The organism is Acinetobacter sp. 22301 (assembly GCF_052045285.1).
GTDB lineage: Bacteria > Pseudomonadota > Gammaproteobacteria > Pseudomonadales > Moraxellaceae > Acinetobacter > Acinetobacter pittii.
Genome location: NZ_JBQEOR010000013.1, coordinates 26,548 through 39,646, shown reverse-complemented (window position 1 = coordinate 39,646; position 13,099 = coordinate 26,548). Strand labels below are relative to the sequence as shown.

Genomic DNA, 13,099 nt, shown 5'->3' with positions numbered 1-13,099 from the left:
GATTAGTGTTCACGTTGCTGCATTTGCTCTATTTGACGGCGAAACGCTTCAACATCCTGAAAATCTTGATAGACAGAAGCAAATCGGACGTAAGCAACATGATCAAGTGCAAATAAAGATTGCATGACGATTTCGCCAATTGTTCTAGATTTCACATCACGCTCACCTAAACGGCGAATCTGCAACTGAATATCACTTAAAACTGTTTCGATCTGCTCTTGTGTGACCGGACGTTTTTGCAAAGCATGCATTAACGAACGACGCAATTTGGCCTCATCGAAAGGTTCATTTTTTCCATTCGATTTGATCACACGGGGCATTACCACTTCATAGCTTTCAAAAGTGGTAAAACGTTCACCGCAACTTACACACTCACGACGTCGACGAATCTGACAGCCTTCGGCGGCTAAACGTGAATCGATGACTTTACTATCTGCGGCGTTGCAAAATGGACAATGCATAGCGGATTTATAGGGTCGATTACTTTGACCTAGTGTAGCAAAATTTCTACACTTACAGAACCAGCATTCTTCAAGACAAAAAAACAGTCCGAAGACTGTTTTTTTGATTGGAAGATATTAAGAATTATTCGATACGTTCGCCATGTTGGCTTAAATCCAGACCCATGCGTTCATCATCAGCATTAACACGAATACCAATCACAAGATCAATCACTTTAAGAATAACGAAAGTCGCGATACCGCTGTAAACCATGGTTGCTAATACGCCTTCAACTTGTACCCATAATTGGCCAGCGAATGTTGGAGCTAATGCAACGTTCGCTGCTTTAATAATTTCGTCACTGTAGAATACGCCAGTTAAAATCGCACCGACAATACCACCTACCGCATGCAAACCAAACGCATCCAAAGCATCATCGGCTTTAAGTAAGCGTTTAAGTGCTGTAATACCCCAGAAGCACACTACGCCACCAATAAGGCCCATCACTAAAGCACCGCCTACCCCAACAAAACCTGCTGCTGGTGTAATCACAACTAAACCAGCTACCGCACCAGAAGCACCGCCTAATACAGATGCTTTGCCACGAATCATACGTTCAACAACTAACCAAGAGAATGCAGCAGCGGCAGCAGCAACTTGAGTCACTAAAATTGCCATACTTGCGCGAGCACCAGCGCCTAGAGCACTACCACCGTTAAAGCCGAACCAACCCACCCAAAGTAAGCTTGCACCCACTACAGTTAAAGTCAGGTTATGCGGAGCCATAGATTCGCGGCCAAGGCCAATACGTTTTCCAAGCATGTAAGCAGCAACTAGACCTGCAACACCTGAGTTGATATGTACAACTGTACCACCAGCAAAATCTAATGCGCCTGCTTTAAATAACCAGCCATCTGCAGCCCACACCCAGTGGGTAATTGGTGCGTAAACAACGAGCACCCAAACTGCAATAAACACCATAAAAGCTGAATACTTCATACGGTCTGCAATAGAACCGCTAAGGATCGCAACTGTAATAATGGCAAAAGTCATTTGGAAAATAACAAAGAGACTTTCAGGAATTGTCCCACTTAATGCATCAAACGCTACCCCGTTTAGCATTGCTTTAGACAAATCACCAAAAAATGCACCTGTGCCAGAGAACGCGATTGAGTAACCAGCAATCACCCACAGCAAACTTACCAAGATTGCAGCTGAAAGGCTGAACATCATCGTACTGAGTACATTTTTTTTACGTACCATACCGCCGTAGAATAATGCCAATCCCGGAATGGTCATTAATAGAACCAATGCGGTTGAAACTAAAATCCAAGAGGTATCACCCGTATCAAGCGTAGGTGTCGGTGCTGGAGCTGCTGGAGTTTCAGCAACTGGTGCTTCTGCAGTAGTTGCAGTAGCTGGAGATGTTGATGCAGCCGCAACTTCCGATGTTGGCGTTGTTACAGCTTCTTCTGCCCAAACGGCAGTACCACCCAAAAGAGCGCCTGATAGACTGAGCGCCATAAGCATTTTTTTCATTCGTGTCCCCCAACCTCATTTGCGAGTTATTTTCTACTCAGCAAGCTTTGTGCCAATTTAGACAGCATCCGGTCCAGTTTCACCCGTACGGATACGGATTACTTGTTCCAGGTTAGTCACAAAAATCTTACCATCGCCGATTTTTCCAGTGCTTGCGACACGTGTAATTGATTCAATTACTGCGTCGACCATTTCATCACTAATCGCAATCTCGATTTTTACTTTAGGTAAGAAATCAACCACATACTCCGCGCCACGGTAGAGTTCAGTATGCCCTTTTTGACGACCAAAACCTTTAACTTCAGTTACGGTAATCCCTTGTACACCAATGTCAGAGAGTGCTTCACGCACGTCATCCAATTTAAACGGTTTTACAATTGCAGTTACAAGCTTCATGTTTGTTTCCTTCGGCTTCTTTTCACCAGTAAGGTTTTATGTTCAATTTTCATGCCAATATTTCAAAGGTTGAGGGAAATGAATCTTTTGCATGAACTTTCTTTATAACCTATTTAGTGAGCAAGATGTAGATGAGCTATCAAAAATAAAATGAATTTTCAGTAGTGTTGTATGCTGATTTAATGATCTATTTGCACTAAAAAAATTGAAACCTATATCCAGCGCTTAAGCAGTGTTAAACTGTAAAGCATAAGGTAATACAACACTTTGGATATTTCATGCTAGAAACTTTGCTACAGGCCATTCTGGAACAAATTGATGAGCCTAAAAAAGATTTGGAAAAAAATTTACGTGCATTATTAAATGAAGCGGTCGAAAAGTTGGATCTTGTTTCCAAACAAGAGATCGACCGTCAAAAGACTGCACTTCAATCAGCCAATCAACGTTTAGAAGAGCTACAAAAACAAGTAAGTTTGTTAGAAGAAACTTTAAAGAATAAAAAATAAGCACCAACGTAGCGCATTTATACTTTACAACGATTAAAAATGAAGCACCATAATGGAACAATAAGATGTCTTTTTCTAAAATTTATACACGGGGACTTTTAGGTTTACATGCACCTTTGATTGAGGTCGAGGTACATGTGAGTCAAGGCTTACCTTCTCTTACTATTGTCGGCCTAGCAGAGGCGGCGGTAAGAGAAAGTAAAGACCGAGTTCGCTCAGCCATTATTAATAGTGGATTTCAATTTCCAACAAAACGGCTGACCATTAATCTTGCACCAGCAGATTTGCCCAAAGATGGATCACGTCTAGATTTACCTATTGCTATAGGTATTTTAATTGCATCTGGCCAGCTCCCAGAAAACTGTGCCGAAGATTTTGAATTAATTGGTGAATTAGCTTTAGATGGTCATGTAAGGCCAGTGTCAGGCACTTTAACTTTGGCAATGGCGTGTCAACAGGCCAAGCATAAAATGCTTTTACCTCTCGATAACAGTCAGGATATTAGCCATTTACCGAATCTTGAATGTTATCCAGTGAGCCATTTAAAAGAAGTTTGTGATCATTTCTTGGGCATAAAATTACTATCTTCGATTGAACCTGCAACGACCTCAAACCAAATGCCTTATAAATTTGATCTGGCAGATGTAAAAGGTCAGCTACGTCCACGTCGCGCACTAGAAATTGCCGCCGCAGGCGGGCACTCGCTGCTCTTTAAAGGACCACCAGGTACAGGTAAGACTTTACTCGCTTCACGTCTTCCTTCAATTTTGCCACCCCTTTCTAATCAAGAAACGCTTGAAGTCGCGAGTATTTATTCTATTTCAAATACACCGCATACCTTTGGTCAGCGTCCATTTCGCGCGCCCCACCATACAGCATCAGCGATTGCACTAGTTGGGGGCGGTTCACATCCTAAACCGGGTGAAATTACCTTATCTCATTTAGGGGTTTTGTTTTTAGATGAACTCCCCGAGTTTGACAGAAAAGTTCTAGAGGTCTTACGTCAGCCGCTTGAGTCAAAAGAAATCATTATTTCACGTGCAGCTCGGCAAATTACTTATCCTGCAAACTTTCAGCTCATTGCAGCAATGAACCCTTGTCCATGTGGTTATGCGTTTAATCAAGACAGCCGTTGCCAATGTTCGCCAGAGAGTATCAAGCGCTATCAAAACCGTATATCGGGACCATTACTTGACCGTATCGATTTACATATTGATGTACCGCCTTTAAAAGCTCAAGAACTGCAAGATCCAACGCCTGCTGAAGACTCTACGGCTGTAAGACAGCGTGTGATTTATGCTTATAAACAACAAATGCAAAGACAAGATTGTTTAAATCAAGCACTTTCACCGAAACAACTTGAGCAATATGCTGTACTTGATAGTACTTCTCAACGAATGATTGAAATGGCTCAACAACGTTTGAATCTGTCGGCTCGTGCTTATCATCGTGTTTTACGGGTTGCTCGTACCATTGCCGATTTGGCGCAAAGTGAGATGATCCAAAGTCCTCATCTTACAGAAGCGCTCTCTTATCGAGGCAATCATTCTTAAAATAAAAACAGCGGATTATGAGTCCGCTTTTTTAATATTTATAGAAGTTATTAATAAGAGAATTTATTACTCCCTATGTATTAATAGAAGTAAAGAGGATGCTATGAAAATTTTGGCTATCTCAGGTAGTGCAAGAAAAGAATCTACAAATACTGCTCTATTAAGAACAATGAAGGATATAGCACCGTCCGACATTGAATTGACAGTTTTTTGATCATATTAATAATCTGCCTGTCTTTTCTCCAGATAATGAAGGAGAAAAAACGCCTACTGTAGTGGAAGATTTCATCAAATCTGTTTCTGATGCAGATGGCATTATCATCTCAAGTCCAGAATATATCCGTTGTATTCCAGGTGGTCTCAAGAATGCAATTGATTGGATGGTTTCCCGTACCGAAATTATAGATATACCTATTGTCCTGGTTCATGCATCTAGCCGCGGCGACGACATGCTAGTTTCTTTAAGAAGAGTATTGTCGACTGTTAGTAGCAATTTCTTTGAAGATTTATTTTTAAGGATTTCTCTCATCGGCAAATCTCCTGAAAAAATTAGCGAGATGCTACAAACCGAAAAATATAAGTCACAAATTACCCCCTTTCTGCTTAAATTTGTCTCAGAGATTCAAAAATGTAGAAATGAATTAGAGTGAACTTTCTTAAAATAAAACAGCGGATTATGAGTTCACTGTTCTTTTATTAGGAATCTCATTTAGCTTCTCGATTAAAGCAGTGATTTCCTTCTCTGATAAAGCAGCAAAGCCAAAACGAACACAATGGTTAGAAGGCTTCCTCTGTTTAAACTTATGCTCTGTATCAATGTTAAGTTCTTTTAATTTTATAAGCTGATCTTGAGTAAATGGTTTCTGGAATTTCACCCACAAAGCCATTCCACCTGCGGGTGGCTGTATCTGAACACTCTCTGCAAAAATTCGATTGAACTCAACTAAGGCATGGTCACGGCGTAGTTGATATATTTTTTTCATTTTACGGATATGCCGCTTGATTTCCCCTCGCTGCATTAAATCTGCTAAAGCAAGTTCCGTAATGTTATTGCCTTGCCGATCAATCAATAGAATATCTTCTGTAATCGATTGAATGATTATTGACGATGCCACGACGTATCCCAAGCGAATACCGGGTGCAAAGACCTTTGATAATGAGCCCACATGAATGACCAATTCAGAATGAGGCAAACTTGCTAAGGGTGGCATAGGCCGGCTGTCATAATGGAATTCGTGGTCATAGTCGTCTTCAATAATATAAACCCCCCATTTTTTTGAAAGCTCTAAGAGTTGAAGACGGCGAGACATGGTCATGGTGACAGTTGTAGGATATTGGTGATGCGGAGTTGTATAAATGGCAGCAACTGAGTGCTCTTGTAAAATCCGTTCTAGGTCGTCAATGACGATACCTTGTTCATCTAATTTGACAGAAACCACTTGAAAGCCATTTGATTGAAATGCTTTAAAAGCAGATGGATAATATAATTCTTCAACAACGATAACGCCCTGCCGATTGGGTAATGCTCGAGAGGCAAGAAAAATTCCCATCTGGCTACCACGTACAATACAAATCTCATCTTCGGCAATATTCATAAAACGTTCCATCGATAGCATTTGTTGTAAAGCCTGTCTTAGCTCAACCATCCCTCGTGGGTCACCATATCCCATGTACTGGCTTTGCGTAATTTTAATCAGTGCATGCCGGTATGCCCGCGAAAATAGTTCGTAGGGAATAAGCCTTGGATCTGGCACACCATCGTTATGTGGGTGTTGAATCACTTCTTGAGTGATTGGTTTATCATTAACTTTTCGCTCAGATACTGGCTCTATTTGAAGCTGTTTTTCCGGCAAAACATCCGCCACAAATGTGCCTTTTCGTGGACGGGTCACAAGCCATCCTTGTGCTTCTAATTCTTCATAGACTGCTTGTACGGTTTTTCGATTAATTCCTAGTTCTTTTGACAAGCTACGAGACCCCGGCAGCATCGTACCCTGCACTAAACGGCCACATAAAATTTCCTGACTAATCAAGTTAGTCAGTTTTAGAAATACCGTTTTTTCTTCTCTTTCATCGATACGAAAATGTACTTGCCAAGGTCTTAGCATATTCGCCCCATCTGGACCATATAACTTATAAAAACTGGATGTATTGATTCATCCAGCTATTTTCTATTCTGCCTTCACCTACTTAATTTGGTCAACTGGACTGGAGAAGAGATGAAGACTGCTTCTGTAAACAAACAAGACCTGATGCAACACGCACAGCAAGACATGCAAAAGTGGATTAGCGACTCAGATTTAACTGATCGTCAAAAGCTTGCACTCACTTGCCGTATTTTATTTGACCATGGCCATGATGCTGGTTTAGCAGGCCAAATTACCTGCCGTAGTGAAAATAAAGAGTCCTTTATTACCCAACGTTTTGGTTTAGGTTTTGATGAAATTACTGCCTCAAATTTACTTGAGGTGAATCAAGATTTAGAACCTATCAATCAAGAAGGAATGGCAAACCCAGCCAATCGTTTTCACACATGGATTTATAAAGAACATCCAGAAGTGAACTGCATTATCCATACTCATCCTACCCATGTAGCAGCCCTATCGATGCTACAGGTTCCACTTATGATTTCCCAAATGGACGTTTGTGCACTTTACGAAGACTGCTCATTTGTAGGTCATTGGCCGGGTGTTCCTGTAGGCAACGAAGAAGGTATTTTGATTTCTTCTGCGCTTGGTAAAAACCGTGCTGTTTTGTTGTCTCATCATGGCCAACTGGTTACAGGAAAAACCATTGAAGAAGCCTGCAACTTGGCTCTTTTAATTGAACGAGCAGCTCAACTGCAACTGCTAGCCATGTCTGCCGGACAAATCCAGCCCATCCCCCATGCTTTAGCAACAGAAGCTCATGATTGGGTGTCTACCGATAAACGCAACAAAGTGAACTTTGCCTACTACGCACGTAAAGCTTTGAAAAAACATTCTGACTGTATTTAAAAAGAGACTTCCACCATGAAACTAAACGGCATTATTGGCTACCCTGTTACCCCATTTTCTGATGACAACACCATTAATCTTCCTATTTTGAAACAAATGCTGGATTTGCTTATTGGAAATGGCTGCGACGCGATTGCACCTTTAGGCAGTACAGGTGAAAGCGCTTATCTTGAATGGGATGAATGGTGCTTAGTCACTAAAACTTCAATTGAAAGTATTAATAAACGCGTGCCTGTCATTATTGGAATTTCAGAACTCACGACTGATCAAGCCATTAAAAAAGCCCAAATCGCGCAAAGCTACGGTGCAGATGCACTCATGGTGATTCCTATATCTTATTGGAAGCTAACAGACCAAGAGATTTTTGAATATTATCAGTCAATTGCCCAAGAAACCACACTACCAATTATGATTTATAACAACCCCGCGACTAGCGGTGTTGATATGTCTCCAGAGTTAATTGTGCGTATGTTTAATAGCATTGCAAATATTACGATGGTGAAAGAAAGTAGCGGTGATATTCAGCGCATGCATAAGATTTATGAGCTATCAAAAGGAGAACTCCCATTTTATAACGGGTGTAACCCTCTAGCTTTAGAAGCTTTATGTGCTGGAGCAAGCGGCTGGTGTACAGCAGCACCAAACCTATTAGGTCAACGACCTCAACAGCTTATTGAACATGTAAAAAATGGTGAGTTAGAACAAGCCCAGAATTCATTTTATCAGCAACTTCCTCTACTACGCTTTATTGTAAATGGTGGCTTACCTAAAACGATTAAAGCTGGTTTACAACTAAAAGGTGTCTCTGCGGGCTTACCACGCAAGCCATTATCTAAAGCTACGGATATTGAGCTTAACCAGTTAAAACAGCTACTTTCTGAAATAGAAAACTAATAAAAAAGCGGGTTACTTACCCGCTTTTTTTAAACTCAAACTTAGAATGTTTTAGTTAAACTAAATACTAAGCCTGTGTCATAAGGTTTTTTCTGGGCATCAGTCATGCCAGAAGTACTAATGTCTGTACCAACAACATCTAGCTCAGCGACAATACCTAAAATGTTATAGTTTACGCCGACTTTATAATCGATATAGCTATCGTCTTCTCCTGGTCCACCTGCAACTACAAGTAAAGAGTCTTTGTTTTTAAGCTTGTTATAACCAACTGAAGCAAGTCCAGTAAATCCTGTGTCTGCAATTGGTGCTGAATAACCGACGTTGAAATACCAGAACTCATCAGAGTGACCCCAGTAATCATTAGAATAGTTCACGCCTACACTGAGTGCATCGCCTTTAAATAAAGAGTCTGCAAACGTTAATTTTCCGTAAAATTCGGTGAAGTCGAAACCAGTATCACCATTGTATGGATTAGTAAATTTTGAGTCAGAACCAATATAGCCATAATGAATTACACCCACATCATAAGTTGGTGCAAGCGTATCGGATAATTTAATTTTATTGGTATAACCTAAAGAGATATCGGTTTCAGTTGAAACGCCAGGTGTATTAAAGTCTACGCTTGACCCCCAAAGCGCAACATAAGCACCTGACTTATGAGAAAAAGTGAACCCACCTTGAATAGCTGGGTTATTTGACGACTGGGTAACACCACGGAAACGGTAGTCTGTGGTCGCTGCCACACTACCTGTTGCCGTGATTCCATAAAAAGATGGAGCATCTTCAGCCATAGCCATAGTTGACCCTGCTGCAAAGATACCAAGAGTTACTGCCTTAAGTGCAAATTTCATCATTTTGATCTCCCCCACAATGAACGCACGATTTATAGGAATTAAACAAATTGTGTTACTTGAGCTTTAGCAATTGCTGTGCCAAGTACAAATTTGCTATCAGTGCTCTGCATTAATTTTGAGATCAAACTCACTTTATTATAAAATTTCTCTGTAATTTTTATAAAAATATATCTATAAAAAACATAGTAATAAAATAAAATTCTTATGCGACAAAAAATACTAAACATACGAAAACCCCTTATCGGAAATTAATGAGCAAGGCGTGAAGTATTCATTTGTTGCACATAAATTTTCTATTTAATCTTAGAGGCGAGATATAAAAAGTATGTAAATTTCTGAAGGACAGTGCTTGTAATGATCTGTGATTGCGCATTTCTACTCATTGGATTTGTTTATTTATTACTTGTTTAAAGTAGATGTACTATTTTGGGTCTTTTTTAAGCAATAATATGGATAAAAAGAGTAGTGCACAAAATACAAGCAATTTATTGCACTAAATTTGATCAACCTAAATATATTTTGTTATCCGCCTGTAGTGATCTATTTTTGTACATTCCATTTTTAAAATAACGTTATATAGTAACAATTTAAAGGGTATAAAAATAAAAGTGATGAAAAAAGAAACTTAAAATAAGATTAAAAAGTAAACATATCCAACAAAAAAGAGTAAAAAATAAACACAAGAATCAACTATTTTTTGAACTTTAAATACAAAATAAATGGTAAAAATCCACTAAAAATTAGATTACTTTTTTTATTTTAAACAATAGATTAAGTATAAAAGACTAATTATAAATTTATTAAACAACCCCTACCACATTAATCAAATCCTGCATAGCATATATAAAATAAAATGAACAAAAATATATCTTTTTTATAGATTACTTATACAATTGATGGAAATCCTAGGCTTTGAACTATAACAAGGCACAGGATTTATCGTTTTTATGAGGTTCTTTAAATATGCTAAAAGCACAAAAACTTACATTAGCAGTTCTCATTTCTGCGGCAATAATTTCCTCAGCTCAGGCAAGCGAGCAAAGTGAGGCAAAAGGATTTGTTGAAGATGCGAACGGTTCTATTCTCTTCCGTACAGGTTACATCAGCCGTGACAAAAAAAATGGCGTAGATGACACCAGTTCATTTGCTCAAACAGCAATCGTAAATATTGATTCTGGCTTTACCCCTGGTATTGTTGGCTTCGGTGTAGGCGTTGTTGGTGACGGTTCATTTAAGATCGGCGAAAATAATAACGCTGGTAATAACATGATTCCACGCGAAACATTGAACGGTAAAGAAAACTCTGGTGATGCTTATGATCACTGGGCTCGTGGTGGCGGTAACGTAAAAGCACGTTTCTCGAACACAACAGTACGTTACGGTACTCAGGTACTCGACCTACCTGTTCTTGCAAGTAACACAGCTCGTTTAGTACCTGAATACTTTACTGGTACGTTATTAACGAGCCATGAAATTAAAGATTTAGAAGTAATTGCTGGTAAATTCACTAAGAACCAATATTCGGACCAAGTGAACACAGATGGTCGTCGTCTTGACCGTGCAATTGTTTGGGGTGCTAAATACAAGTTTGATGATAATTTAAATGCATCTTACTATGGTTTAGATAGTAAAGATAAACTTGAACGTCACTACGTTAATGTAAACTATAAACAACCATTGGCTAATGACAGCTCATTAACTTACGATTTCAGTGGTTATCATACTAAGTTTGATGAAGGTGCTTCTACTTATTCACAAACTACTGATGACCTATCTAACCGTAAAAACAATATTTGGGCAATATCTACAGCCTATAATACTGGTCCACATAACATCATGGTTGCTTACCAACAAAACAGTGGTAATGTCGGTTATGACTATGGTGAAAATGCTGACGGCGGTCAAAGTATCTATTTACCGAACTCTTACCTGTCTGATTTCATCGGTAACGATGAAAAATCTGCTCAAATTCAGTACAGTCTTGACTTTGGTAAATTAGGTGTATTACCTGGTCTGAACTGGACAACTGCATTTGTATATGGTTGGGACATCAAAGTTAAAGGCTTAACTGATGATGCTGAGGAACGTGAGTTCTTTAACCAAGTGAAATATACAGTTCAAAGTGGTTTTGCTAAAGATGCAAGCCTTCGTATTCGTAACTCATACTACCGTGCAAGCGATGCTTATCAAACCAATGCTTACATCGGTGATACGAACGAATGGCGTATTTTCCTTGATATTCCTGTGAAATTATTCTAATTCACAAATCTATCAAGCATAAAAAAACCTACGTCTGGCAACAGATGTAGGTTTTTTATTAAGCTCAAAATATCAATTCAGACATTCTAAGCTTATCAATTAAAGCTTATTTAGCAGCTTCAATTGCTTTTAATACTTCTGCTTTAGCAACATCAGCACCTTCCCAACCACTGATTTTTACCCACTTACCTGGTTCTAAATCTTTATAGTGACTGAAGAAATGCTCAACTTGGCTAATCAATAACGGAGGAAGATCTGTATATTCCTTCACGTCTTTGTAAAGTGGGGATAATTTTTCGTGTGGAACAGCGATTAATTTCGCATCAATACCACCGTCATCTTCCATGTTTAGTTTACCAACTGGACGGCAACGAATGACTGAACCAGCAGCAACAGGATGTGGAGTTACAACAAGTACGTCTAATGGGTCGCCATCTTCAGACAAAGTATTTGGAACATAGCCATAGTTCGCTGGATAGAACATTGCTGTACCCATGAAACGGTCTACAAACAATGCATCAGAATCTTTATCGATTTCATATTTAATTGGTGCTGCATTTGCAGGAATTTCAATGATGACATAGATGTCATTTGGCGCATCTTTACCTGCTGGGATATTGCTGTAACTCATATCAATACTCTTTCGTTATGAAGTCAGATGTAAAATCCACTCGATTATAGCGTGGATATCATCAAAATGATGCCGATTATACAATGGGCACACGCGAAAGTTGATATGAATGATGACAGAATGACACTCAAGTCAGTTTAATCGTGACCACAAGTAAAAAGATTGGACACAATATCGATAAGAACCAAACAATCGAGCGTAAAGTTGCCCAGTTACTTAAATAGCAGATGCCATAAATAATTCTTAAAATAATATACGCCCAACCTAATCTCAGAATAAAATATTCCGGAACAACCATATATTCAGCCATTAAAATAGCAGTTAAGAATAAAGGTAGGCTTTCAAAGCTATTTTGTTGTACGGCATTAGCGCGAGCAGCAAGGCCTGTTGTTTTGGCCAAAAAAGCTCTCGGGTTTTGATTATCGACGGGCTGAAAACCACCTGTAAATTTTGCAATTACGGTAAATGCGTATGGCAGCAAACATGCCACTAAAATAATATAGATAATGCCGCTGATGCCCTGCATAGTGCCATCCATCACTGAAAATACTGTTGATCATGCTATCATAACATTGCGTTTTTACCTGAAATTTTATGTCATCACTGATTAATAGGGCCATGTATGCAACAACCTGATCAAAAAGAATTGTTTGACGTCTTAGAGAAGCAAAAACAAAATCAACTTCAGGTAGACCGTATATTAAAAATCGTACTTCCTATTGTCGCTTTTTTATTGAGTGTAATTTGTGCAAATCTAAATTGGCAATCGACATTGGGCACCTTTGTTATTTTAACAATTACTTTTATTGCAGTCGGTATTAAACGACTTCCTTTATGGCATTGGTTAATTGTGATTACCCTATATTGCCTAGCAGATAATTATTTAAGTTATCGTCAGCTCGATTTAACTCATTTGCGTTTGCAATTGGGCACAATGCTAGTTTTTGTTGGGATGGTAGGAATTGGTCGTCCTTACATAGATCGCTGGTTTATGAAGAGCCACAACAAAATGTAAAAACAAAAAAAGCGC

The 13,099-nt window shown here is 39.1% G+C and carries 14 protein-coding genes and 1 pseudogene; 7 read left to right on the top strand and 8 right to left on the bottom strand.

Going from position 1 to position 13,099, the window contains the following annotated elements:
* Positions 1–2 precede the first annotated feature (2 nt).
* The 3 genes from nrdR to glnK all read right to left on the bottom strand — a co-directional run bounded on the left by nrdR (position 3) and on the right by glnK (position 2,376).
* Positions 3–461 (bottom strand): transcriptional regulator NrdR, encoded by a 459-nt coding sequence (gene nrdR / locus ACTJJH_RS16155; RefSeq protein WP_000543541.1) that lies wholly within the window; start codon positions 459–461, stop codon positions 3–5.
* 124 nt (positions 462–585) lie between these two features.
* The gene (locus ACTJJH_RS16150; protein WP_005079483.1) at positions 586–1,980 is read right to left on the bottom strand and encodes an ammonium transporter; all 1,395 of its coding nucleotides are present in this window, start codon (positions 1,978–1,980) and stop codon (positions 586–588) included.
* 57 nt (positions 1,981–2,037) lie between these two features.
* A complete protein-coding gene (gene glnK / locus ACTJJH_RS16145; RefSeq protein WP_000780326.1) occupies positions 2,038–2,376 on the bottom strand; it encodes a P-II family nitrogen regulator in 339 nt (112 codons plus the stop codon).
* Positions 2,377–2,654: 278 nt separating this feature from the next.
* Between glnK and ACTJJH_RS16140 the strand changes: the two genes are divergently transcribed.
* From ACTJJH_RS16140 to ACTJJH_RS16130, 3 genes and pseudogenes are all read left to right on the top strand, one after another.
* A complete protein-coding gene (locus ACTJJH_RS16140) occupies positions 2,655–2,882 on the top strand; it encodes an accessory factor UbiK family protein (protein ID WP_002121136.1) in 228 nt (75 codons plus the stop codon).
* A 65-nt stretch (positions 2,883–2,947) separates the two neighbouring features.
* Positions 2,948–4,435, top strand: coding sequence for a YifB family Mg chelatase-like AAA ATPase (locus tag ACTJJH_RS16135; RefSeq protein ID WP_440601449.1), 1,488 nt, complete (start codon positions 2,948–2,950; stop codon positions 4,433–4,435).
* 103 nt (positions 4,436–4,538) lie between these two features.
* Positions 4,539–5,085, top strand: a pseudogene (locus ACTJJH_RS16130) (NADPH-dependent FMN reductase).
* Positions 5,086–5,109: 24 nt separating this feature from the next.
* Here the strand turns inward: ACTJJH_RS16130 and pdxR are convergent.
* On the bottom strand, positions 5,110–6,543 hold the full coding sequence (pdxR, locus tag ACTJJH_RS16125; RefSeq protein WP_440601448.1) for a MocR-like pyridoxine biosynthesis transcription factor PdxR: 1,434 nt from the start codon (positions 6,541–6,543) through the stop codon (positions 5,110–5,112).
* 111 nt (positions 6,544–6,654) lie between these two features.
* Between pdxR and ACTJJH_RS16120 the strand changes: the two genes are divergently transcribed.
* Together ACTJJH_RS16120 and ACTJJH_RS16115 are read left to right on the top strand one after the other, a co-directional pair.
* The gene (locus ACTJJH_RS16120; RefSeq protein ID WP_057075994.1) at positions 6,655–7,431 is read left to right on the top strand and encodes an aldolase; all 777 of its coding nucleotides are present in this window, start codon (positions 6,655–6,657) and stop codon (positions 7,429–7,431) included.
* A 15-nt stretch (positions 7,432–7,446) separates the two neighbouring features.
* Positions 7,447–8,325, top strand: a complete 879-nt coding sequence (locus ACTJJH_RS16115; protein ID WP_440601447.1) for a dihydrodipicolinate synthase family protein — start codon at positions 7,447–7,449, stop codon at positions 8,323–8,325.
* A 41-nt stretch (positions 8,326–8,366) separates the two neighbouring features.
* Here ACTJJH_RS16115 and ACTJJH_RS16110 read toward each other — a convergent pair whose 3' ends face one another.
* Together ACTJJH_RS16110 and ACTJJH_RS16105 are read right to left on the bottom strand one after the other, a co-directional pair.
* Positions 8,367–9,179 (bottom strand): TorF family putative porin, encoded by an 813-nt coding sequence (locus ACTJJH_RS16110; RefSeq protein ID WP_440601446.1) that lies wholly within the window; start codon positions 9,177–9,179, stop codon positions 8,367–8,369.
* Positions 9,180–9,217: 38 nt separating this feature from the next.
* Positions 9,218–9,406, bottom strand: a complete 189-nt coding sequence (locus ACTJJH_RS16105) for a hypothetical protein (protein ID WP_440601445.1) — start codon at positions 9,404–9,406, stop codon at positions 9,218–9,220.
* Between the two features lie 736 nt (positions 9,407–10,142).
* On the opposite strand from ACTJJH_RS16105, the gene ACTJJH_RS16100 reads away from it, so the two are divergent.
* Complete coding sequence (locus ACTJJH_RS16100; protein WP_141316618.1) at positions 10,143–11,438, top strand: OprD family outer membrane porin; 1,296 nt, start codon at positions 10,143–10,145, stop codon at positions 11,436–11,438.
* 106 nt (positions 11,439–11,544) lie between these two features.
* Here ACTJJH_RS16100 and ppa read toward each other — a convergent pair whose 3' ends face one another.
* Complete coding sequence (gene ppa / locus ACTJJH_RS16095) at positions 11,545–12,069, bottom strand: inorganic diphosphatase (RefSeq protein WP_002121243.1); 525 nt, start codon at positions 12,067–12,069, stop codon at positions 11,545–11,547.
* Between the two features lie 127 nt (positions 12,070–12,196).
* Entirely contained in the window at positions 12,197–12,595 is a 399-nt protein-coding gene (locus ACTJJH_RS16090) for an MAPEG family protein (RefSeq protein WP_057070643.1), read from the bottom strand.
* Between the two features lie 96 nt (positions 12,596–12,691).
* Here ACTJJH_RS16090 and ACTJJH_RS16085 point away from each other — a divergent pair, with 96 nt between their 5' ends.
* Complete coding sequence (locus ACTJJH_RS16085) at positions 12,692–13,084, top strand: hypothetical protein (protein ID WP_327742531.1); 393 nt, start codon at positions 12,692–12,694, stop codon at positions 13,082–13,084.
* Positions 13,085–13,099 lie beyond the last annotated feature (15 nt).